18 protein-coding genes and 1 pseudogene are annotated in these 22319 nt (G+C 69.9%); 10 read left to right on the top strand and 9 right to left on the bottom strand.

Going from position 1 to position 22319, the window contains the following annotated elements:
* Positions 1-241 precede the first annotated feature (241 nt).
* Positions 242-1204 carry a hypothetical protein gene (locus Aph01nite_RS37355; RefSeq protein WP_204045808.1) on the bottom strand — a complete coding sequence of 321 codons (963 nt, stop codon included), beginning with the start codon at positions 1202-1204 and terminating at the stop codon, positions 242-244.
* A 73-nt stretch (positions 1205-1277) separates the two neighbouring features.
* Between Aph01nite_RS37355 and Aph01nite_RS37350 the strand changes: the two genes are divergently transcribed.
* The 5 genes and pseudogenes from Aph01nite_RS37350 (at position 1278) to Aph01nite_RS37330 (ending at position 7456) form a co-directional block, all read left to right on the top strand.
* Positions 1278-1880 carry a TetR/AcrR family transcriptional regulator gene (locus tag Aph01nite_RS37350; RefSeq protein WP_204045807.1) on the top strand — a complete coding sequence of 201 codons (603 nt, stop codon included), beginning with the start codon at positions 1278-1280 and terminating at the stop codon, positions 1878-1880.
* Between the two features lie 42 nt (positions 1881-1922).
* Entirely contained in the window at positions 1923-2501 is a 579-nt protein-coding gene (locus Aph01nite_RS37345) for an LURP-one-related family protein (RefSeq protein WP_239162268.1), read from the top strand.
* Between the two features lie 261 nt (positions 2502-2762).
* Positions 2763-3800, top strand: a pseudogene (rho, locus tag Aph01nite_RS37340) (transcription termination factor Rho); the annotation flags it as partial.
* Between the two features lie 18 nt (positions 3801-3818).
* Positions 3819-6329, top strand: a complete 2511-nt coding sequence (gene hrpB, locus Aph01nite_RS37335; RefSeq protein WP_204045805.1) for an ATP-dependent helicase HrpB — start codon at positions 3819-3821, stop codon at positions 6327-6329.
* A gap of 305 nt (positions 6330-6634) precedes the next feature.
* Positions 6635-7456, top strand: coding sequence for an SCO4651 family lipoprotein (locus Aph01nite_RS37330; RefSeq protein WP_204045804.1), 822 nt, complete (start codon positions 6635-6637; stop codon positions 7454-7456).
* Positions 7457-7781: 325 nt separating this feature from the next.
* On the opposite strand, the gene Aph01nite_RS37325 is transcribed toward Aph01nite_RS37330, so the two are convergent.
* Positions 7782-8075, bottom strand: a complete 294-nt coding sequence (locus Aph01nite_RS37325) for a hypothetical protein (RefSeq protein WP_204045803.1) — start codon at positions 8073-8075, stop codon at positions 7782-7784.
* Positions 8076-8155: 80 nt separating this feature from the next.
* On the opposite strand from Aph01nite_RS37325, the gene Aph01nite_RS37320 reads away from it, so the two are divergent.
* Genes Aph01nite_RS37320 through Aph01nite_RS37310 form a run of 3 tightly spaced genes read left to right on the top strand, consistent with a single transcriptional unit; the run spans position 8156 to position 10571 of the window.
* Complete coding sequence (locus Aph01nite_RS37320) at positions 8156-9007, top strand: SPFH domain-containing protein (protein ID WP_204045802.1); 852 nt, start codon at positions 8156-8158, stop codon at positions 9005-9007.
* Positions 9000-9179, top strand: a complete 180-nt coding sequence (locus tag Aph01nite_RS37315; protein ID WP_204045801.1) for a type II toxin-antitoxin system antitoxin — start codon at positions 9000-9002, stop codon at positions 9177-9179. Before Aph01nite_RS37320 ends, Aph01nite_RS37315 begins: the two co-directional genes overlap by 8 nt.
* Before the next feature lie 57 nt (positions 9180-9236).
* On the top strand, positions 9237-10571 hold the full coding sequence (locus tag Aph01nite_RS37310; protein ID WP_204045800.1) for an amidase: 1335 nt from the start codon (positions 9237-9239) through the stop codon (positions 10569-10571).
* Between the two features lie 8 nt (positions 10572-10579).
* On the opposite strand, the gene Aph01nite_RS37305 is transcribed toward Aph01nite_RS37310, so the two are convergent.
* The 4 genes from Aph01nite_RS37305 to Aph01nite_RS37290 form a co-directional block, all read right to left on the bottom strand.
* Complete coding sequence (locus tag Aph01nite_RS37305; protein WP_204045799.1) at positions 10580-11446, bottom strand: aldehyde dehydrogenase family protein; 867 nt, start codon at positions 11444-11446, stop codon at positions 10580-10582.
* Positions 11443-12882 carry an aldehyde dehydrogenase family protein gene (locus Aph01nite_RS37300; protein WP_204045798.1) on the bottom strand — a complete coding sequence of 480 codons (1440 nt, stop codon included), beginning with the start codon at positions 12880-12882 and terminating at the stop codon, positions 11443-11445. The genes Aph01nite_RS37305 and Aph01nite_RS37300 overlap by 4 nt, the downstream gene beginning before the upstream one ends.
* 3 nt (positions 12883-12885) lie before the next feature.
* A complete protein-coding gene (deoC, locus tag Aph01nite_RS37295) occupies positions 12886-13821 on the bottom strand; it encodes a deoxyribose-phosphate aldolase (RefSeq protein WP_204045797.1) in 936 nt (311 codons plus the stop codon).
* 138 nt (positions 13822-13959) lie between these two features.
* A complete protein-coding gene (locus tag Aph01nite_RS37290; protein ID WP_204045796.1) occupies positions 13960-14895 on the bottom strand; it encodes a hypothetical protein in 936 nt (311 codons plus the stop codon).
* Positions 14896-15059: 164 nt separating this feature from the next.
* On the opposite strand from Aph01nite_RS37290, the gene Aph01nite_RS37285 reads away from it, so the two are divergent.
* Both Aph01nite_RS37285 and Aph01nite_RS42360 read left to right on the top strand, forming a co-directional pair.
* On the top strand, positions 15060-15227 hold the full coding sequence (locus Aph01nite_RS37285; RefSeq protein ID WP_204045795.1) for a hypothetical protein: 168 nt from the start codon (positions 15060-15062) through the stop codon (positions 15225-15227).
* Positions 15228-15393: 166 nt separating this feature from the next.
* On the top strand, positions 15394-18216 hold the full coding sequence (locus Aph01nite_RS42360) for an ATP-binding protein (protein WP_275419347.1): 2823 nt from the start codon (positions 15394-15396) through the stop codon (positions 18214-18216).
* Positions 18217-18560: 344 nt separating this feature from the next.
* Here the strand turns inward: Aph01nite_RS42360 and Aph01nite_RS37275 are convergent, their stop codons facing one another.
* From Aph01nite_RS37275 to Aph01nite_RS37265, 3 genes are all read right to left on the bottom strand, one after another.
* Positions 18561-19124, bottom strand: a complete 564-nt coding sequence (locus Aph01nite_RS37275) for a TMEM165/GDT1 family protein (RefSeq protein WP_204045793.1) — start codon at positions 19122-19124, stop codon at positions 18561-18563.
* A 196-nt stretch (positions 19125-19320) separates the two neighbouring features.
* Positions 19321-20361, bottom strand: a complete 1041-nt coding sequence (locus Aph01nite_RS37270; protein WP_204045792.1) for a UDP-N-acetylmuramate dehydrogenase — start codon at positions 20359-20361, stop codon at positions 19321-19323.
* A gap of 825 nt (positions 20362-21186) precedes the next feature.
* Entirely contained in the window at positions 21187-21858 is a 672-nt protein-coding gene (locus Aph01nite_RS37265; protein ID WP_204045791.1) for a glycosyltransferase family A protein, read from the bottom strand.
* Positions 21859-22319: the final 461 nt, after the last annotated feature.

Here is a 22319-nt window from a genome sequence, read left to right as displayed (position 1 = left end):
CCGGGACATACGACTAATGGCGCGGCGATTGCCGAATGAGTGAGGGGGGACACGCGGGTTGGTGGGGGTTTGGCGGTTTCTTCCGATAGGGGTGAGTCTCGCAGAGGTTCGCTGAGATGAAGCTGAGGGGACCTGTGAGGACCGGGTGGTTCTTTCAGGGTGACCGGTGGGGGTGGGCCGGGCTATGTCAGATGTAAGACAGTTGCCCGGCCCGAGATTTCCGGGTTTGGGGTGATATGAGTCACGCGACGGGGACCGGCTGCGCGGCGGGGGTTGCGGTGGCGGCGGTACGCCGTACCGGGATGAACAGGAGGAGCAGGCCGGCCAGGGTCCAGGCGGCCAGGACGGTGAGCGGGACGGTGAGGGCCGCGCCGTCGAAGAAGACGGTGTTGCGGATGGCCTCGGTGCCCTGGCCGATGGGGAGGGTCTGGCCGATCGCCGCGTACCACTCGGGGATGAAACGGGGGCCGAGCGGGCCGCCGCTGGCGGGGACGCCGATCACCACGAAGAGCAGGGCGGCCAGGCCGACGCCGGGGGTGCCGACCACGCGGACCAGGCCCGCGACCACCACGCCGAGGGTGAAGACGACCGCGGCGGAGACGGCGGTCAGGCCCAGGTAGGCGCCGGGGAGCGCGCCGAAGAGCGAGTCGGCGAGCCAGGCGTTGGCGAGGGCGACCGTGACCGAGGCGAGCGCGATGACGGCGACCTTCTGGCCGGCGCCGACGCCGGCGTGACCGGCCAGGACCGCGATGGCGATGCCGGGGATGACCAGGGCGAGCACGTAGAACATGCCGGAGACGCCGCCGGTGTCGCCGGCGGGCAGCGGGTACGCGTCCTCGACCGTGAGCTGCTGGCCCTGGGCCTGGGCGAGACCGGTGAACACCTGGGTGACGACGGTGGACGCGGTCCGGCCGCCGGCGCTGGCGACGATCAGCTTGGCCTGCTGCGGGAGGACCACGGCCTCGACCTCGCGATCGCCCAGCGCGGTCCGCGCGGCGGCCTCGTCGGCGTAGCTCTTGATCTCGAACGCGCCGGGCTTCTTCGCGGCCAGCCCGGCGTCGATCTGGCCGGCGACCTGGGCGGGCGCGACCACGCCCACCGGTACGCCATGGGGTTCGGGCTGGTGCAGCGCGCCCACGAACGAGGCGGCGAACGCGAGCCCGATGAGCGTCACCAGCACGACGGCCGGCAGTAACTTCTTCATCGAATTCTCCCTACGATGACTTCAACAGCGTTGAGTTCACCATAGATGAATTCAACGTGGTTGAATAGTGGTTATGGAGAGCGAGACGAAGAGCGGCCGGCGACCAGGCAGCACGCAGACACGGGAGGCCATCCTGGAGGCCGCGATGGCCTCCTTCACCGAGCACGGCTACAGCGGGACCACCATCCGGGGGGTGGCCCGGGCGGCCGGGGTGGATCCGGCGCTCGTCATGCACTTCTTCGGGAACAAGGACGGCCTGTTCGGCGAGGCCCTCCGGAGCGGCGGCATGCCGATCCAGCGGCTGATCGACTCCTTCGACGGCGACCTGGACACCATCGGAGAGCGGCTGACCGCCCGCTACCTCGAACTCTGGGAGGACCCGGAGACCAGCCCGCGGATCAAGGCGGTGGTCACGTCGGCCACCTCCTCACCCGCGGCGGCGGCGATCCTGAAGCACTTCATGATCCACGAACTGGCCGGCCCGCTGGTCAAGCTGCTCGGCGGCGACCATGGAGAGCAGCGGGCGATCCTGGCCGCGTCGCAGCTCATGGGTGTCGCCTTCGCGCGCTACGTGATCCAGATCGAGATAATGACGGCGCTCACCCGGGCCGAGATCGTGGCCTGTGTGGCACCTTCCATCCAGCGGTTTCTGACCGGGGATCTTCCGCTTCGGTGACTCCGTACTAGGGTGGTAAAGAGACCATTTACGGAGGTTCAGGTGGACACGGCGACCCTCCAGACGCAGACGCGGCTGATCTTGCGGCAGAAGATCACCATGATGGTGAATCGTTACGTCGTCCACATCGCCGAGCCCGACGGCTCCGAGGGACCGATCGTGGCCTTCGCCGAGCAGAAGCGGCTGACCCTGAAAGAGCAGGTCACGCTCTACACGGACGAGTCCAGGAGCGAGGCGCTGGCCGCCTTCAAGGCGCGCAAGGTCATCGACCTGGGCAGCGGCTACGACGTGGTCGACGCCTCGGGCACCCCCCTCGGGCTGTTCCGCAAGGACTTCGGCAAGTCGTTGCTCCGTTCCACCTGGCACCTCCAGCAGCCCGGCCTCCCCACGCTGACCGGGCAGGAGCGCAACCCGCTGGTGGCCGTCGTGCGCCGGTTCACCGACTCCCTGTCGTGGCTGCCGTACCACTTCGACTTCAGCGTGGGCGCGTCCATCGCCTTCTCGGTGGAACGCCGCTGGGGCCTGCGCGACCGGTACGCGATCGACATCAACGACCCCCGCCTCGACCGGCGCCTGGTCATCGCCATGGCCGTGGCCCTGGACGCCCTCCAGGCCCGCTGACGCCGGGACCGGGGGAATACATTCCGGCGATCGGCGTGTTATCGTCCGTGTAGTTCGCATGTTTCTGGCCCGATCTCTGGGCGCGTGCGACCGGCCACTCGGCCGAGCTTTGTGATCACGCAGGATGCTCTCGTTCTTTCTTCGACGCCTGCGCTCACATCGATGCTTCCCCATATCCGCAAGGACAAGATCATGACTCTTACCCAGACACAGGTGGGTGAGCCCCGGACGCGTACCCGGAACGGCGCGGTCAAGACCGCGGTGGTCCGCGAGGTGAGCGGCATCCTGGACGGCTCCACCCTCAGGACCTCCGGCTACCTGCGCGGCCCCGGCGACGTCACCGTCCCGAAGGACCTGCTCGCCGGGCTCAGGACGGGGGACGTGGTCACCGGCACCGCCCAGGGCGGCCGGCTGATCGCGTTCACCTCCGCGCCGCCGCACGACCGGCCCTCCTTCAACGAACTCACCCCCATCCACCCCACCGAACGGCTGCGCCTGGAGACCACCAAGGGCGTGCTGTCCACCCGGGTCCTCGACCTGGTCGCGCCCATCGGCAAGGGCCAGCGCGGCCTCATCGTCGCCCCGCCCAAGGCGGGCAAGACCCTGCTCCTCCAGGCGGTCGCCAACGCGATCACCGCCAACCACCCCGAATGCCATCTGATGGTCGTGCTCGTGGACGAACGACCGGAAGAGGTCACCGACATGCGTGAATCGGTCCAGGCCGAGGTCATCGCGTCCACGTTCGACCGTCCCGCCGCCGACCACATCACGGTCACCGAGCTCGCCGTGGAGCGGGCCAAGCGGCTCGTCGAGGCCGGCCACGACGTGGTCATGCTGGTCGACTCGATCACGCGGCTCGGCCGGGCGTACAACGCCACCCAGCCCGGCGGCGGGAAGGTGCTCACCGGCGGGATCGACGTGCGGGCCATCCACCCGCCGAAGCGGCTGCTCGGGGCGGCCAGGAACCTGCGCGAGGCGGGCTCGCTGACGATCCTGGCCACCGCGCTCGTCGAGACCGGCTCCAAGATGGACGACAACCTCTTCGAAGAGTTCAAGAGCACCGGCAACATGGAGCTCAAGCTCAACCGGTCGCTGGCCGACCGCAGAATCTTCCCCGCCGTCGACGTCACCGCGTCCGGCACCCGCCGCGAGGAACTCCTGCTCGACCCCGCCGAGCTCTCCCTCGTCTGGAAACTCCGCCGGGCCCTGCACGGCCAGGAATCCTTCGAGCCCTTCCTCACCCGGCTGAAGGAGACCTCCTCCAACGCCGAACTCCTGCTCGGCATGCGTGCCGCCTGAACCGACCAGAATTAGCGGATGCGCCCCGAGTGGTCTTCCCTGCCCGTACGGCACGTGCTGCCCGAACTCCTGGCCGCGCTCGAAGCACCCGGCACCGCCGTGCTCACCGCGCCGCCCGGAACCGGCAAGACGACCGTGGTGCCGCTCGCACTCGCGGGCCTGTCCGATTCCTCCCTCACACCCCGGCGGGTGATCGTCGCCGAACCGCGCCGGATCGCGGTACGGGCGGCCGCCCGGCGCATGGCCTGGCTGCTCGGCGAGAGGGTTGGCGAGCGGGTCGGGTTCACGATCCGGGGCGAACGGCAGGTCAGCGCCCGTACGCGGGTCGAGGTCGTGACGACCGGGGTGCTGCTGCGGCGGTTGCAGCGTGAACCCGAACTCGACGGCGTGGACGCGGTGCTCATCGACGAATGCCACGAACGCCACCTCGACGCCGACACCGCGCTCGCCTTCCTCATCGACGTACGGGCGACGCTGCGGCCCGACCTTCGGCTGCTGGCCACCTCGGCCACCGCGGACGCCGGCCGCTGGGCGCACCTGCTCGGCGGCGCGCCCGTCGTCCACGCCGAAGGCACGGTGCACGACGTCGAGATCGTCTGGGCACCGCCACCGCGACCGCTCCCGCCACCGCACGGCCTGCGCGTCGATCCCGCGTTTCTCTCCCATGTCGCTGATGTCGTACGGGACGCGCTGAACCACCACGACGGGGATGTGCTCTGTTTCCTGCCGGGAGTGGCGGAACTCGGGAAAGTGGCCGGGATGCTGTCCGGGGTCGAGGTGCTCCAGGTGCACGGGCAGGCGCCCGCGGCCGTGCAGGACGCGGCGCTGAACCCGGGGGCCGGGAGGAGGGTCATCCTGGCGACGTCGGTGGCCGAGTCCAGCCTGACCATCCCGGGCGTGCGGGTCGTGGTCGATTCGGGGCTGGCCCGGGAGCCTCGGATGGATCACGCGCGGGGGCTCGGGTCGCTGGTGACCGTACGGGCCTCGAAGGCGTCGGCCGCGCAGCGGGCCGGGCGGGCCGGCAGAGAGTGGCGCGGGACGGCCTATCGGTGCTGGTCGGCGGCGGAGCACGAGCGGCTCCCCGAGTATCCGCAGCCGGAGATCGCGCTCGCCGATCTGACCGGGTTCGCGCTGGACGCGGCCTGCTGGGGCGATCCGGACGCGGGCGGGCTGGCGCTCCTGGACCCACCGCCGGGTGGCGCCATGCTGGCGGCACGCGACACGTTGACCGCCCTCGGCGCACTCGGTCCCGAGGGGCGGGTCAACGATCGCGGGCGGCGGATGGCCGCCGTCGGCGTGCATCCCCGGCTGGCGCGGGCGCTGATCGACGGAGCCGAGCGGGTCGGGGCCGATCGCGCCGCCGAAGTAGTCGCGCTGCTGGGCGAGCAGCTCCCCCGGTCGGCCTCCGACGACCTGGTCGCCGTGCTGCGCTCGGTCCGCCGGGGCGGCGACAACCTCTCCACGCGCTGGCGCCAGGAGACCCGGCGCCTGGCCGCAGCCCTGAACTCCCACCAGGACATCCCCGCGGGACCGCACACGGGTCGTAAACCAGGCGGCCCTCGCGAGCTGGGGCAGGACGACGCGGTCGCCGGGCTCGTGGTGGCGCTGGCGTATCCGGAGCGGGTGGCTCGGCGGCGGGCGGACGGCGGCGAGTTCATCATGGCGTCCGGGACGGGGGCCATGGTTGGAGTCGGGGCCGGGGCCGGGTTGGGCGGGGCCGAGTGGGTGGCCGTCGCCGTGGCCGACCGGGCGGTGGGGAGCGCGGCGGCGCGGGTCCGGCAGGGTGTGGTGATCGACGAGGACGTCGCCCGGGTCGCGGCGGCGGCGTTGCTGGCCGAGGAGGACGAGATCGGGTGGCGTAAGGGGGAGGTCGTCGCCAGGCGGGTCCGGCGGCTGGGGGCGATCGAGTTGTCGGCGGTCGCGCTGGCGGACGCGGACGTGCGCCAGGCCGTACGGGACGGGCTGGCGCAGGAAGGGGTGGAGTTGCTGCGGTGGACGCCCGAGGCGCGGGCGTTCCGGGACCGGCTGGCGTTCTGCCATCGGGTGATCGGCGAGCCGTGGCCGCCGGTGGACGACGCGGCGCTGGTGGCGGAGGCCGACCGGTGGCTGGAGCCGGAACTCTCCCGGGTCAGGCGGCGCGGTGACCTCGCGAAGATCGACGTGCTGGTCGCGCTGCGCCGCCTGGTGCCCTGGTCGGCGCGGATCGAGGACGTCGCGCCCGAACGGGTCGAGGTGCCCAGCGGGTCCAAGGTCAGGATCGACTACTCCGGCGAACGCCCGGTGCTCGCGGTCAAACTGCAGGAGCTGTTCGGCTGGGACGACGCGCCCCGCATCGCCGGCGTGCCGCTCACGGTGCACCTGCTCTCCCCCGCCGGACGCCCCGCCGCCGTCACCTCCGACCTCGCGTCCTTCTGGCGCGAGGCCTACCACGCCGTACGCGCCGAGCTCCGCGGCCGCTACCCCCGCCACCCCTGGCCGGAGGACCCGGCGACCGCCACCGCCACCCGCCGCGCCAACCCCCGCCGCTAGTCCCCACCGTTCCGGCTTCCCAATCCTGTACGGCCCTGCCGCACGGTCAACATGTCACCGCCGCCAGGTCGGCCAGTCACGCATTGACGCAAAGTAATCGCCCGAAAACCCTCTGAAATGCGCATTTCAGGATATTTCGCACGAAACCGGTACATAACGGTCTATGGCAGGTCATTTTCGGCGGACCAGGGGGATATATGGGAAAGGCTCGTCTTCGGCTAGCCGCGCTCGGCACCCTGAGCGTGCTGGCCAGCGGACTCGGTACGACCACGGCGTGGGGTAACCCGGCGCCACCGTCGCCGGATATGAACACACCCACCGAAATGCCGACGGGAGAGATGTCGCCGTCGCCGACGGAGAGCCCCACCACCGAGGCTGACCCGACGACCGCGCTGCGGCAGGCGCTGACCAAGTCTGCGCAGGCCAGCAGCAGTTCGGGCAAGTTCACCTTCTCCTCGGGCGAGAACACGGCCAACGGCACGTACGACTACCAGGCCAAGCCCAAGGTGGCGCTGAACGCCAAGGTCAGCGACCTCACCATGGACGGCAAGTCCAAGGACGCCAAGCCCGAGCTGATCGTGGCCGACAACGTCGGGTACATCAATCCCGACGGGCTCTTCGAGGGCCCCGGCGAGAACATCCCGTGGTGGAAGGTGAACATCGCCGACCTCAAGGGCCCGCACGGCCAGTTCGTGGCCAAGATGTTCGACACCGCCACGAGCAACGACCCGGCCACCATCCAGAAGCTCGCCGACGCGTACGAGGACGTCAAGATGGTCGGCACCGCCGAGGTGAGCGGCAAGACCGTCACCCACTACACCGCCACGTACAACGTGGACGCGGCCCGCTCCGCCTTCGGTGTCGAAACAACGGCGCCCAGCCCCGGCGGAAGCCCCGGCGCCTCCCCGATGGCCGGCGTGCACCAGCTCCGCAGCGACGTCTGGGTGGACGAACAGGGCATGGTCCGCAAGACCCGCTACCGCAGCGAGGAAGGCCAGAAGCCGCAGTTCACCCTGACCACCACCATCACCGACTACAACAAGCCGGTCACCGTCAAGGCCCCTCCGGCCGACCAGACCAAGCAGGTGACCCCGCAGATGCTCAAGCAACTCGGCATGGGCGGCTGAACGACCCCCCGCCGGAGGTACGTCCCTACGGGGGCGTGCCTTCTGGTGAGACGAGCTCCACACCCGATCCCCAGATCGCGTAAACGCCGGAACCGGGGCCGACCGCCGGGAGCCGGCAGCCGGGGGCGGAAGCCGAGGGCCGAGGGCCGGAGGCCGGGAGCCGGGGTCCGGAGGCCGAGAGCCGGAGGCCGGGAGCCGGGGTCCGGAGGCCGAGGGCCGAGGGCCGAGGGCCGGAGGCCGGGAGCCGGGGTCCGGAGGCCGAGAGCCGGGAGCCGGGGCGAAGCCCCGGAGAAAAGGGTGGGTGGGTGGGACATCCCCCGCGACCTTACAAAGCACCGTCCCTCGACGCGCGCGCGAACAGCTCAGCCACGGTCACCCGATAGTGGAACCGCGCCGTAGCCCCCATCACCATCGTCAGCCACATGTCCTCATTGATCCGATACACCGCCCGATCCTGCTCCGCCACCGGATGTTTGGGCTTGTGCCGCATCGCCAGCTCGTACGCGATGGACCGCGCCTCCTCACGCCCGCCCTTCACCTCGTACACATCCGAGACCCGCCACTCCTTGCGGTCGAACCGCCCGACGTTCTCCTCGACCAGCACCCGCCACTCACTCATGCCGAGATCATGCCACCCTCCCCACACACCCCCCGAAGTGATACTGTGGTGATATCACTTCAATAGCAAGGAGGAAGCCGATGGAACGACACGCGTTCCGGGTCAACGGTTTCTTGGTGCTGCTGGCGCTCGTCGTCGTCGCCGGCGCCCTGGTGCTGTTCGGCTTGTCCCGAGACGAAGCCACCACCATCGTCAGCCTGGTCATCTCGGTGCTGCTCATCTTTCTAGTCGGCACCGGTTTCACCATCGTCAACCCCAACGAGGCCAAGGTCGTCCAGTTCTTCGGCCGCTACATCGGCACCGTCAAGGACGCCGGCTTCCTGTTCGTCACCCCCCTGACGGACAAGCGCCGCGTCACCCTCCGGGTCCGCAACTTCGAGACCGCCAAACTCAAGGTCAACGACGCCGACGGCAGCCCCGTCGAGATCGCCGCCGTCGTCGTCTACCGCGTCCTCGACACCGCCAAGGCCACCTTCTCCGTCGACGACTACGCGCAGTATGTCGCGATCCAGTCGGAGGCCGCCGTCCGCCACCTGGCCACCACCCATCCGTACGACTCGCACATCGAGGAGCGCACCAGCCTCCGCGACGGCGCGACCGTGGCCGAGGAGCTGACCACCGAGCTCCGCGACCGCACCGACCTGGCCGGCATCGAGATCCTGGAGGCCAGGATCACCCACCTGGCCTACGCCCCCGAGATCGCCCAGGCGATGCTGGTCCGCCAGCAGGCCTCGCAGATCGTCGCGGCCCGGCGGCAGATCGTGGAAGGCGCCGTCGGCATGGTCCAGCTGGCCCTGGACCGGCTCAGCCAGGAGCATGTGGTCGAGCTCGACGAGGAGCGCCGCGCCGCCATGGTGTCCAACCTCCTGGTCGTGCTCTGCGGGGACCGCGCCACCCAGCCGGTGGTGAACACCGGCAGCCTGTATGCCTGACCAACGGCGCGAACCGAAGAAACTGCTGCTGCGACTCGACCCCGCCGTCCACGAGGCAATCGCCAAATGGGCGGCGGACGATCTCAGAAGCGTCAACTCGCAGATCGAGTTCGCTCTCCGGCTCGCGCTCAAACAGGTCGGCCGCAGCCCTCGCGAGCCGCGCGAGGAGTGATGCATCGGCTTGGTCACAAGGCTTCACACGGCCGGAGGGCGGGGTCAGACTCTGGGCATGTCGTGGGTCGGACGTACCGCTGTGGAGATCGCTGAAGCCGTGCGGAACGGGAAGGCCACGGTGCCGGGGGTCGTGGCCGAACATCTCGCCGCCATCGAGGCACGCGCGGCCTCGCTCGGCGCCTTCCGCAAGATCAGGGTGGAGGAGGCGATCCGGGAGGCGCGAGCCGTACAGGATCGGCCTGACCTGGCGGAGTTGCCGCTGGCCGGGGTGCCGGTGGCGGTGAAGGACAACGTCGAGGTGGCGGGCGAGGCCACCCGCAACGGCTCGGCGGCCACCCCCGCCGAGCCCGCGAGCGCGGACCACCCGGTGGTGGCGCGGCTGCGGCAGGCCGGCGCGGTGGTCGTCGCCCTCACCAACGTGCCCGAACTCTGCCTCGTCGCCTTCTCCGACAGCGTGTACGGCACCGCCCGCAACCCCTGGAACCTGGACAGAACCCCCGGCGGCTCCTCGGGCGGCAGCGCGGCGGCGGTGTCCGCCGGACTGGTGCCCCTGGCGGTCGGCAACGACGGCCTCGGCTCACTCAGGATCCCCGGCGCCTGCTGCGGCATCATCGCCATCAAACCGGGCTTCGGCATGGTCCCCCCACCCGCCCACGACTGGTTCGAGATGTGCGAGAACGGCCCGCTCACCACGACCGTCGCCGACGCCGCCCTCGCCCTGCGCGTCATGGCCGGCGACCAGGCCCTCACACCCCACGCGGCCGACCTGCGCATCGCGGTCACCCCGAACCCGCTGCCGCTGGGGCTGTCCATCGACAAGGAGTTCCAGCGCGCGGTCGACGAGGCCGGTCACACGCTCCGCGAGGCCGGCCACACGGTCGTCCCCGGCCGCCGCCTGCCCACCGTGGTCGGCATGTCCTCGGTGATGACCTGGTACTCCTGCGCCGCCGAGGACTCCCAGGGCCTCCCACCGGCCAAACTGGAACGCCGGACCCGGACCATGGCCGCCGCGGGCCGTACGGTGCGGACGTTACGCATCGACGGCACCCGCACCCGGGACGACTGGCGCGCCAGCGGCGCCGACCTGTGGTTCGGCAACGCCGACGTGCTCGTCACACCCACGCTGGCCCACGTGCCGCCCAGGGCCGACCGCTGGGGCAGGCGCGGCCTGATCAGGAACACCCTGGTCAACGTGGGCTACGCCCCCGTCACCGCCGCCTGGAACATGGCCGGCTGGCCGGCCATGACCGTCCCCTACGGCCGCCACTCCAGCGGCCTCCCGATCGGCGTGCAGCTGATCGCGCCGCCGGGCGCGGAACGCCAGCTCCTCGGGCTGGCGGCCCAGCTGGAGGCCGCCCGCCCGTGGTCCCGGCACGCCCCGGGCACCTGATCGGCCGATCAGACCCCGATCGGGTGCCAGACCGTCTTCGTCTCCAGGAAGGCCGTCATCCGTTCGGTGCCGGGATCGGCCAGCCAGTCGATCGGGCCCGCCTCGGGCCGCAGCACCCGCTTGAGGTTCTCCGCGGCCAGCTCCTCGCAGGACTGCGCCAGCTCCGGCGTCGCGCCGGTCAGATCGATGCCGTTGACATCCATGTGCCCGGCCAGCCAGGGCGCGATCTCCTCCGCATTCCCGGTGAGGACGTTGACGACCCCGCCGGGCAGGTCGGAGGTGGCGAGCACCTCGGCCAGCGTGATCGACGGCAGCGGCGCACGCTCCGACGCCACGACCACGCACGTGTTACCCGTCACGATCACCGGCGCGATCACACTGATCAGCCCGAGCAGCGGGCCGGACGGCGGCGCGACCACCGCCACCACGCCGGTCGGCTCGGTGGAGGACAGGTTGAAGTACGGCCCCGCGACCGGGTTGGCCGACCCGCGGATGGCACCGATCTTGTCCGACCAGCCCGCGTACCAGACCAGCCGGTCGACGGCCGCGTCCACGAGCTCGCCGGCCTTCTTGCCGGACACGCCGTCCGCCGCCACGATCTCGGCCGTGAACTGCGCCCGGCGGCTCTCCAGCATCTCGGCGACGCGGTAGATCACCTGCCCCCGGTTGTACGCGGTCGCCCCCGACCACCCCGGGAACGCCTTGCGCGCGGCCGACACCGCGTCCCGCGCGTCCTTCCGCGACGCCTTGGACGCGTTGGCCAGGAACTCACCCTTGGCGGAGGTCACGACATAGGACCTTCCACTCTCCGATCGCGGAAACGCACCGCCGATGAACAGCTTGTACGTCTTGCGGACCGACAACCGCTCACTCATCGACTCTCCCTGGGCGCGGATCCGGCGAGGTAGGCCTCCAGGCCGTGCCGACCGCCCTCGCGGCCGTACCCGGATTCCTTGTAGCCGCCGAACGGCGAGGCCGGATCGAAGCGGTTGAAGGTGTTGGACCAGACGACCCCGGCGCGCAGCCGGTCGGCCGTCCACAGCATGAGCGACGCCTTCTCCGTCCACACTCCCGCGGACAGCCCGAACGGCGTGTTGTTCGCCTTCTCCACCGCTTCCCCGGGCGTACGGAAGGTCAGCACCGACAGCACCGGGCCGAAGATCTCCTCCCGGGCGATGCGGTGCGACTGCGCGACCCCGGTGAAGACGGTCGGCGGGAACCAGAAGCCCCGGTCGGGGATCGCGCAGGCCGGGGACCAGCGTTCGGCGCCCTCCTGCTCGCCCGCGTCCGACAGCTCACGGATCTTGGCCAGCTGGGCGGCCGAGTTGATCGCCCCGATGTCGGTGTTCTTGTCCAGCGGGTCGCCCAGGCGCAGCGTGCCGAGCCGCCGCTTCAGCGAGTCCAGCAGCTCCGCCGCGATCGACTCCTGGACCAGGAGCCGCGACCCGGCGCAGCAGACGTGACCCTGGTTGAAGAAGATCCCGTTCACGATGCCCTCGACCGCCTGGTCGAGTGCCGCGTCCTCGTACACGATGTTGGCGGCCTTGCCGCCGAGTTCGAGGGTCACCTTCTTGCCCGTGCCCGCGACCGACCGGGCGATCAGGCGGCCCACCTCGGTGGAGCCGGTGAAGGCCACCTTGTCCACGTCGGGGTGGTTCACCACGGCGGCGCCGGTCTCGCCCGCGCCGGTCACGATGTTGACCACGCCCGGGGGCAGGTCGGCCTGCTGGCAGATCTCCGCGAACAGCAGGGCGGTCAGCGGGGTCGTCTCGGCGGGTTTGAGCACGACCGTGTTCCCGCAGGCCAGCGCGGGGGCGATCTTCCAGGCCAGCATCAGGAGGGGGAAGTTCCAGGGGATGACCTGGCCGGCGACGCCGATGGGGCGGGTGCCGTACCCGGCGTATTCGAGCTTGTCGGCCCAGCCGGCGTAGTAGAAGAAGTGGGCGGCGACCAGGGGGAGGTCGACGTCGCGGGACTCGCGGATCGGCTTGCCGTTGTCCAGGGACTCCAGCACGGCCAGTTCGCGGGAGCGCTCCTGGATGATCCTGGCGATCCTGAACAGGTACTTCGCGCGTTCCGCGCCGGGCATGGCCGACCAGGTGGTGAACGCCTTGCGGGCGGCCTGCACGGCCAGGTCCACGTCGGCGGCCGAGGCGGCGGCGATCTCGGCGAGCTTCTCCTCGGAGGCGGGGTTGATCGTCTTGAACGCCGTCCCCGATCCGTCCACGAACTCGCCGTTGACGAACAGCCCGTAGGACGGCTTGATGTCGACGACATCGCGCGACTCGGGCGCTGGTGCGTACTCGAACATCTTTTAGTCCAATGTGAAGTAGTCGGGGCCGGAGTAGCGTCCGGTGTCCTGCTTCTGGCGCTGCATGAGGAGGTCGTTGAGGACCGAGGAGGCGCCCAGCCGGAACCAGTCGGGATCCAGCCAGCCGTCGCCGGTGGTCTCGTTGACCAGCACCAGCATCTTGATCGCGTCCTTGGTGGTGCGGATGCCGCCGGCGGGCTTCACGCCGACCTTGCGCCCGTGGGTGGCGAGGAAGTCGCGCACCGCCTCCAGCATGATCAGGGTCACCGGCAGCGTGGCCGCCGGCTGCACCTTGCCGGTGGAGGTCTTGATGAAGTCGCCGCCCGCCAGCATGGCCAGCCAGGACGCCCGCCGCACGTTGTCGTAGGTGGCGAGCTCACCGGTCTCCAGGATGACCTTCAGGTGCGCGTCCCCGCAGGCCGCCTTGATCGCGACGATCTCCTCGAACACCTTCAGATAGTCCCCGGCCAGGAACGCCCCCCGGTCGATGACCATGTCCACCTCGTCGGCTCCGGCCGCGACCGCCAGCGCCGTGTCGGTGACCTTCACCTCCAGCGAGGACCGCCCGCTGGGAAACGCCGTCGCGACGCTGGCCACCTTGACCCCGGACCCTTTCACCGCCTGTACGGCTTCCGCCACCAGGTCCGGATACACGCAGACCGCGGCCACCCGGGGGACGTCGGGGTTGGTGGGATCGGGATGCATGGCCTTGGCGCACATCGCCCGGACCTTGCCGGGGGTGTCGGCGCCTTCCAGGGTGGTGAGGTCGACCATCGAGATGGCGAGGTCGATGGCCTGCCGTTTGGCGGTGGTCTTGATGGACCGGGTGCCGAGCATGGCGGCGCGGGCGTCCGCGCCCACCTTGTCGACACCGGGCAGCCCGTGCAGGAATCCGCGCAGGCTGGCGTTCGACGAGAACGAGGTCGTCAGAGTTGACACCTCCCTAGCATCGCCGACCAGTACGAACGAGTCCAAACCGGGCCGTCTTCAGCGCGCCCGGCGACGGCGGCATCACCGCAGGTCACCCTGTTGAGCAGGAACAGCACGCCGATCCTGCCCACCAATCTTTGGCACATCTCACGGGCCGTCCTGATATGTCAGCACATACTGCCCGGCTGATGACTCCGCGACCGCCCACATCCTGCCGGCTCCCGCCACGATCCCCTTCACCTCCCCCTGCGCCACCGGCACCGGATGCCGTGTCCACCGCCCCTTCCGCAGATTCACGAAACTCGGCCCCTCCACCATCCACACCCCGCCGGCGCCGTCCGCCGCGACCCGCGTGTACGCCACCCCGGCCACCCGCCGCGCCAACCGGCTCCACCCCTTCCCGTTCCACCGGAAGACCGCCCCCTCCGGCCGACTCCCGGCGAGCACGGACCCGACCGCGTACGCCTCCGCGGGCGAAAGAGCGACGACGTCCTTGATCTCGGCCTCTGGCAGCGTGGTGACCGTCCAGGCCGAGCCGTCCCAGTGCTGGAAGCGGGTGACCCGGTCGATGCTGCTGACCGCCCACACGTCCGCAGGCCCGGTCGCGGCATAGGCGGTGACCGGGTGCGGCGTCGTGACCCTGCGCCAGACCTTGCCGTTCCAGCGCCACGCGATGTCCCGCATGCCCGCCTCCGTCCACTGCAACCCGGACGCCCACACGTCGGCGGGCCCGGTGACGACGGCCGCGGTCACATGCGTGTCCGGCACGCCCAGCTCCTGATCCACCCACGCCCTGCCGGTCCGCCGCCCCGCCACCACCCCAGCGGGCCCGTCCGCGAACCGCCACACGTCCCGCCCGCGCCCCGCCACCAGGTACGGCTCGCCGTCCTCCCCCCACGAGCGGCCGTCCCAGTGCAGGGCGGTGGCTCCGGCCCGTACGACCCAGAGCTCGGCGCCTCCCGCGGCCACCCCTTCGAGCGGGATGCTCACCGCCGCGGGCATGGCCCGGAAGACCTGCCACTTAGACGCTCTCACCTGCGGAGACAGCAGGGTGAGCAGCGCCGAGAAGATCGCCAAAGACATCACGGGGCCTCATGCTGGCGCGTCTAAGGCGGGGATACGGCACACCTTAGGCAGTCCTAGGCCCAAGGTTCTCCCAGAGATAGGGCATCCGCCTGATGTGGATCAGGGGGCCTTAGCCCGAATCTTAAACATGTAGGGAAGACACCGAACAAGGAGAACCTGAGATGGGTCCCGAGCTGCACTACCAGCTGATCATCAACCGCGTCGCCGAGCTCCACGAAGAGGCCACCAGCCACCGCCGGGCGCGCGAGGCGCAGGCGTCCAGGAAGGCCCATGAGCGGAGTTCGAGTCGTCGCATGCGCGCCGGCCTGAGCAAGTTCCGCATCTCATGACGGCGACATGCATGCCCGGCCGGAACCTCCCTCCCGGCCGGGCATGCGAAATCCCCCCATAGACGGAAATTTGGGTGTTTACACCCGCAGAAAAACAGGGCGAACTGCCCGTAGAAGGCATGACATGCTGGACAACATGGTGGGTCGAGCGGTTAGCCCCGTCTTCGTGGGACGGCGCGCGGAGCTGGCGTTCCTGGCCGAGGTGTTCGACCAGGCGCGCAAGCAGGCCGCCGCCGCCGTACTGCTCGGCGGGGAGGCCGGGGTGGGCAAGTCCCGCCTGCTCAGCCGGTTCGCGGAGCAGGCGGAGCAGGACGGTGCCCACGTGATCGTCGGCGGCTGCGTCGAACTCTCCACCGAGGGCCTCGCGTACGCGCCGTTCACCGCCGCGCTGCGCCAGCTCGTCCGGGAGATGGGCGCCGCCGACGTGGCCGCGATGCTGCCCGAAGGCGCCGCCCGCGACCTCGCCCGGCTGCTGCCCGAATTCGGGGAGCCCAGCGGCGACACCGAGACCGAATCGGCCCGCGCCCGGCTGTTCGAGCAGATCCTCACCCTGCTGGAACGGCTCGCGGAACGGCGGCCGGTCGTCCTCATCATCGAAGACATCCACTGGGCCGATCGGTCCAGCCGAGATCTCATCGCGTTCCTCAGCCGGAACCTGCGGGCCGTTCCGCTGCTGATGGTCATGACGTACCGGTCGGACGAGTTGAACCGCACCCACCCGCTCCGGCCGGTGCTGGCCCAGCTGGCCAGAGTCGAAGGCGTCTCCCGGATCGAGGTGCCCCGGCTGTCCCAGGACGAGGTGGCCGAGCAGATGGCCGGCATCCTGGGCCGTACGCCCGAGTTCGCCCGGGTGGACAAGGTGTTCGAGCGCACCGAGGGCATCCCCCTGTTCGTCGAGGCCATGGTCGACTGCGACGGCGACTACGCCTTCCCCGAGTCCCTCCACGACCTCATCCTCGGCTCGGTCGAACGGCTGCCTGAGGAGACCCAGCGGGTGCTGCGCATCGCCGCCGCCGGCGGGATCCGGGTCGGCCACGAACTGCTCGCCACCGTCAGCGGCCTCTCCGACGTGGACCTCGAGAACGCCCTCCGCCCGGCCGTGGCCAGCAACGTGATGCAGGTCGCCGACGGCGGCGCGTACGCGTTCCGGCACGCGCTCATCCGCGAAGCCGTACACGACGAGCTGTTGCCGGGAGAGCACGCCCGCATGCACGCGCGCTACGCGGAGGCCATCGGCGGCAACCGCGGCCTGGTGCCGCCCGGGCGGGCCGCCATCGAGATGGCGCACCACTGGTTCTCGGCCCGGGACGACCTGTGGGCGCTGGTGTCGGCGTGGGAGGCGGCCGAGAAGGCGGCCAACGCGTTCGCGTACACCGAGCAGATCCAGCTGCTCGAACGGGTGCTCACCCTGTGGGACAAGGTGCCCGACGCGGCCGAGCGCATCGACGCCGACCACACCACCGTGCTGGAAAGGGCCTCCGAGGCCGCGTACGCCGCCGCCGACATCGACCGGTGCATGAAGTTCGCGAAGGGCGCGCTCAGCGAACTGGACGAGGCCACCGCGCCGGAGCGGGTCGCCGAACTGCTGGTGCGGCTGGTGAACTGCAAGGTCCAGAAGGGCAAGGACGGCACCCTGGAGGACCTGCGCAAGGCCGAACGGCTGGTGCCGCTGCCCAGCGAGACCCGGGCGATGGTGCTGTCCCGGCTCGGCACGCTGCTCATGCTCGGCGACCACGTGATCGAGGGCACCGCCGTCACCCAGGAGGCGCTCCGGGTCGCCCGCGCGGTCGGCGACGAATGCCAGGAAGCCGACCTGCTCATCAACCTCGCGCTCGGCCACTCCATCTCCGGCGACCTGCACTCCACCCTGGCCACCAACCGCCGCGCCCAAGCCATCGGCGCCCGCCACAAATCCGGCCGCGTCGTCCTGCGCGCGCTCGCCAACAACGTGGACGCGCTGGAGAACCTGGGCCGCTCCGAGGACGCCGCCGAACTCGCCGCCGAAGGCGAGAAACTCGCCAAGGAGTACGGCCGCTACCGCGACTCGGGCGTGTTCATCGCCAACAACCGGGCGGAGGCGCTGGACTCGCTGGGACGCTGGGACGAGGCGCTCGCCGTCGTGAAACGCGCGCTGGCCATGGACCCGTCGGTACGCAACCGCTGGCATCTGACCAGGACCAGGGCCGCGATCCTGCTGGCCCGGGGCGAGGTGGACGCCGCCAAGGACGACCTGGTGGAGATCGGGGCGCTCAGCGACCGGCTGGAGGAGTGGACCCAGGAATGGACCCACAACACCCGGCTCGCGCTCGGCTGGCACCTGCTCGTCGGCGACCCGATGACGGCGCTCGACAAGGCCGAAGCGGCGCTGATCAGCCCGCCCTGGTCGCGCAAGGCGATGCTCGGGTGGCGGTTACTCGCCCAGATCCACCGGGTCTGCGACGCCGCCGCTCCCGTCAGCCCCGACCGGGTTCAGGCCCTGCGCACCCGGGCCGACGAGCTGGCCACCAGCATGAACACCGACGGGCCGGTGAGTGAGATGTTCCGGCTCGAATGCTTCGGGGACTTCATCGGGGCGGCCGAGGGCTGGCTCCACCTCAACCGCCCGTACGCCCGGGCCAAGGCCCTCTTCCACGCCACGGCCACCGTCACCGACCGCGACCTGATCACCGAGTGGCTACGCGAGTCCCGAGCCACGGCCACCGACCTCGGCGCCGCCCCCCTGATCGCTCAGGTGGATCTCGTCGCCCGCCGCTCCGGCATCTCCCTCTCCAGCACCCCCACCGCCGAAGAGACCAACCTCCTCACACCGCGCGAACTGGAAGTCCTCCGCCTCGTAGCCGAAGGCAAATCCAACCGCGACATCGCCGCCCAACTCTCCATCTCCGCCAAGACCGCGAGCGTCCACGTCTCCAACATCATCGCCAAACTAGGCGTCTCCACCCGCGGCGAAGCCACCGCCACCGCCCACCGCCTCTCCCTCCTCACCTAAGTCACCCACCTTCAAAGCGAAGCCACCGCCCACCGCCTCTCCCCTCTGACCTGAGCCCCCTACCTTTCAAGGCGAAGCCACCGCCACCGCCTCTCCCTGAGCCCCCCACCTTCAAGGCGAAGCCACCGCCACCGCCCACCGGCTCTCCCTTCTGGCCTGAGCCGCCCAATTTCAAGGCGAAGCTGTTCACCCAGGCCAGCGACTTTCCGGGCAAGGCGATGCACACCGCCTTGCCCTTCTCATTTGAGCCTCTAAAGGAACGACCCGGCTGCTTTTGGCGCCGGTGCGGCGAGCCGCGTCACCTGCGTAAACGGCGCCGGATATCGGCGAGAACCCGGCTTCGGCTAGATGGCTTCGGCGATCAGGATGAGACCGAAGACGGCGAATGCGGCGGAAGCGCCGTACTTGATCCATTTTTCGGGTAGGTGGGTGCCGAGGAGGCGGCCCACGAGGATGGCGAGGGCGTCGGCGGCGACCATGCCGACCGTGGAGCCGATCCAGGTGCCGAGCCAGCCGTGCTGGGTGGCCAGGGTGATCGTGGCCAGCATGGTCTTGTCGCCGAGTTCGCTCAGAAAGAAAGCGCCGGTCACAGCCAGGAGAACGGACCTGGTCGCCCGTTGGGCCTTACTGGCTTCGGCGGCCGTCAACTCGTCACCACGTAGCGTCCACAAGGCGAACCCGAGAAACGCGACACCCGCCGCGATGGAGATCGCCGTAGTCGGGAGAGTGTCGCCGAGGAAACCCCCGAGGGCAACGCTGAGCAGATGGACGACAGTGGTCGCAATGGTGATGCCCGCCAGAACCGGCAAAGTCCGGAAGCGGGTCGCAAAGGTCAAGGCCATGAGCTGGCTCTTGTCGCCGAGCTCAGCCACGAAGATCACTGCAAGGGAGATCCAGAACGCGTCCACGCGGGGGTCGCCTTCCCGTTCACAGCAACCGGACCGCGTTTCCCCAGGGGCATGACTTCGGTCCGGCAGCTTGGTATCACTGTCGGACCGAAGGTCTCGTCCGCCACTCGGGCCCCGGGGCCGGACGCGGAACGCGTCAGTATGTCGACCACCGGATTCGGGACTACTCCCCTTCGGATGTCTCCACCCTAACCCATCACAGACTTACGCCCACCATGACCGGTTCGTTCACCAATGTGACCCCGAACTTCTCCCGTACGCCGTCCCGGACCTCCCGCGCCAGCGCCAGCAGCTCGGCGGCACTCGCTTTCCCTGTGGGATTGGTCAGTGCGAGCGTGTGCTTGGTGGAAATCCGTACCGACCCGCGCTCGTACCCCTTCGGGAACCCCGCGTTCTCGATCAGCCACGCGGCCGGAACCTTTACCTTCCCGTCCGCCATGTCCCACCGCGGAAACCCAGGCGCACGCAACTCCAACTCCTCCACCTCACCCGCATCCAAGATCGCATTGGTGAAGAAGGACCCCGCACTGATCGTGTCCGGATCCCCGGCGTCCAAGACCATGCCCTTCCCCCGCCGCAACCCAAGCACCGCTGCCCGAGCCTCCGCCAACGGCACCCGAGCCCCCAGCTCAACCCCCAGCGCCCGCGCCAATTCCTGGTACGCCACCGGCCCCGACAACCCCGACTCCGCCAAGTCGTAGGTCACCGCCAGCACCAGATGCCGCCCCGGCTCCCCCTTGAACACACTGTCCCGATACGCGAACCCACACGCCTCCGCCGGCATGTCCAGCGTCTCCCGCGCGACCCGGTCGTACACCCGCACCGACGAAATCGTCTGAGCAACCTCCTGCCCATACGCCCCGACGTTCTGAATCGGCGTAGACCCCACTAACCCCGGAATCCCCGAAAGGCACTCAACCCCGGACAACCCCTCACCCACACACCGCGCAACCAGCCCATCCCAATCCTCCCCCGCCTGTACGGTCACCCGCCCCCCGGCCTCGATCTCCACCCCCGCCGAAACGACCTTCACCACCAGCCCAGCAAACCCGTCATCCCCCACCACAAGGTTGCTCCCGCCGCCCAGCACCAACACGGGCTCCCCAGCCCGATCAGCCGCAGCGACAACCTCAACCAGTTCCTCCTCCGACCCCGCCGCCACAAACGCCCCCGCAGTCCCCCCCAACCGCAACGTCGTGTACGCCGCCAGCCCCACCCCACCCAACCGCTCAGCCATACGCCACCCTCACTCGCCCAATCCGCCGCCCAGCCTAACCGCCCCGCACCCTTCCACCCGGCCCACGCCCTCCAGGCCGATCCGCTTCTCCCTACCCACCCCGCACCGCCCAGCCAGCCTCCCGCTCCAACCGCACCACCCTCCAGTCATGCCCTGCCCGCCCACACCGCCCAGCCAGCCTCCCGCTCCAACCGCACCACCCTCCAGTCATGCCCTGCCCGCCCTCACGTACCGGCCGGATCGCGCTCCGCCCGCGCTGACCTAACTCGATCCAGCCGCGGGATCAGCCCGCCCCGATCGCTCCGGCCACCGCGTTCCCTCGCATTCCAGCGGCCACGCTCCGTTGGCGCTCGAAGATCGCGATCAGGCCAGCCCTCACGTTCCACCGGCACCCCTCGCGTGCCCGCAACCACGCTCTGCGGCTCGCACTGGAAGAGCACGATCGCAGCCACCCCAACGGGCCAATTGGGCCGCACTCATGGCGCCTACATAATGAAGGGGATCGCTCTTGGGCGCCGGCGCGGCGAGGAGCGTCACCTGCGTTAACGGCGCCGAATAACGGCGAGAAGCGGGTGCCCTGAGTCATTCAGTTAAGCGTCTTGAAACTCGTCCTCGCGCGGCAGACCGCAGTCCAACCACCCCTCGCCCCTCCCCACGAACACGCTCCCGCAGGCACTCGAAGAACACGACGGCAGCCGCCCGAACGTTCCAGCGGGACCGCACTTCAACCGGCCCCCGCGCTCCGGCCGGACCCGACTCCAACCAGTCCGGCCTTCCTGACGAAACCCACGCTCCACTCGGCCCTCGTTCTAGTCGGCCCTCGTTCTAGTCGGACTGTGTTTCGCGTAGGCGTTTGAGTACGCGGTCGTACGTGCGGCGGGATTCCGTGTCGCGATATTCGGAGTCGACGTCGTAGTAGCCCCGGTGGCGTTCCTCCCGGACGGGGAGGTCCTTCTCGGGGACTACGAGCGTGCCGGGGAGGTTGAGGGAAAACTCCAGGTCAGCGTTGCGGTAGAAACGTGCCCGTTCCGGGAATCCGCCGACGCCGAGCGCGGTAGTGCGGCGGACCGCGAACAGGTGGCCGAGCAGCGCCCTGACCTCGCCAGGACCAGCGTCCTCCCACTGGTGGCCGCCGTTGGCCGGATTCACGCCGCGCCACCCGGCCGCGTCGATGCCGTCGGCGTCCAGAGCGTGCACCAACGGCGTGATCGCATCGCCTTCGAAGACCGTGGAAGTCTCCATGACGACATGCACCTGCGCGTCGTCCAGATGCAGCAGCTTGGTACGCGCCGCCCCCCAGCCGGCCGATCCACCCCGCCAGTGCGGACGTTCCGCGACAGGCCACTCTCTAATCCGATCCGGATGACGTTCGGCCAGCTCATGCAGAGCGGTCCCGGCCCCATCGACGTCACCCAAATCCAGCGCCACGATCTGCGCCGACGTATGCGCGATCAACGCCTCCACGCAGGTCCGCAGATCCTCAGGCCACCCATCCACCAAGATCCCGACCGAGACAAGCGGACGCTCCTCCGGCTCTTCCCCCTTCCGCACGGTCACTTCCGCTGTCGCCGCGCCGACCGCCTCCCGATCAAGTCCGTCACGCCCGGACCCCGAAACACCGGCCCGCTCCCCCTCAGCGGTTCCCTGCCCGGACCTTGCCTGATCGGATCGCGCCTGGCCTGACCTTTCCCAGTCGGGATGCGGTTTGTCGAACCGTGACTCGCCGGAGCCCTCCTGATCGGAGGCTGCGCGATCAGACTGGACCTGGCCAGACCGCGCCTGGCCGGAGACTTCCTGACCTGGCCCAGCCTGAACGGATCGCGCTAGACCGGAACCTCCCCGGTCGGATGTCGGCTGGTCAGATCGTCCCTGCCCAGATCGTCCCCGATCGAAAGCTTCCCCGCCGGAGACCCGACCAGATCCTGGCTGATCAGATCCTCCCTGCCCAGACCGTCCCC

It is taken from the genome of Acrocarpospora phusangensis (assembly GCF_016862995.1).
Lineage (GTDB): Bacteria > Actinomycetota > Actinomycetes > Streptosporangiales > Streptosporangiaceae > Acrocarpospora > Acrocarpospora phusangensis.
The sequence above is the reverse complement of the archived record's forward strand: the minus strand, read 5'-3'. Positions and strand labels throughout refer to the sequence as shown.

Coding starts and splice junctions, on each gene's coding strand:
- Aph01nite_RS37355 (WP_204045808.1), bottom strand. CDS start 1,204: ATGAAGAAGTTACTGCCGGCCGTCGTGCTGGTGACGCTCATCGGGCTC.
- Aph01nite_RS37350 (WP_204045807.1), top strand. CDS start 1,278: ATGGAGAGCGAGACGAAGAGCGGCCGGCGACCAGGCAGCACGCAGACA.
- hrpB (WP_204045805.1), top strand. CDS start 3,819: ATGCGCCCCGAGTGGTCTTCCCTGCCCGTACGGCACGTGCTGCCCGAA.
- Aph01nite_RS37330 (WP_204045804.1), top strand. CDS start 6,635: ATGAACACACCCACCGAAATGCCGACGGGAGAGATGTCGCCGTCGCCG.
- Aph01nite_RS37325 (WP_204045803.1), bottom strand. CDS start 8,075: ATGAGTGAGTGGCGGGTGCTGGTCGAGGAGAACGTCGGGCGGTTCGAC.
- Aph01nite_RS37320 (WP_204045802.1), top strand. CDS start 8,156: ATGGAACGACACGCGTTCCGGGTCAACGGTTTCTTGGTGCTGCTGGCG.
- Aph01nite_RS37315 (WP_204045801.1), top strand. CDS start 9,000: ATGCCTGACCAACGGCGCGAACCGAAGAAACTGCTGCTGCGACTCGAC.
- Aph01nite_RS37310 (WP_204045800.1), top strand. CDS start 9,237: ATGTCGTGGGTCGGACGTACCGCTGTGGAGATCGCTGAAGCCGTGCGG.
- Aph01nite_RS37305 (WP_204045799.1), bottom strand. CDS start 11,446: ATGAGTGAGCGGTTGTCGGTCCGCAAGACGTACAAGCTGTTCATCGGC.
- Aph01nite_RS37300 (WP_204045798.1), bottom strand. CDS start 12,882: ATGTTCGAGTACGCACCAGCGCCCGAGTCGCGCGATGTCGTCGACATC.
- Aph01nite_RS37290 (WP_204045796.1), bottom strand. CDS start 14,895: ATGTCTTTGGCGATCTTCTCGGCGCTGCTCACCCTGCTGTCTCCGCAG.
- Aph01nite_RS37285 (WP_204045795.1), top strand. CDS start 15,060: ATGGGTCCCGAGCTGCACTACCAGCTGATCATCAACCGCGTCGCCGAG.
- Aph01nite_RS37270 (WP_204045792.1), bottom strand. CDS start 20,361: ATGGCTGAGCGGTTGGGTGGGGTGGGGCTGGCGGCGTACACGACGTTG.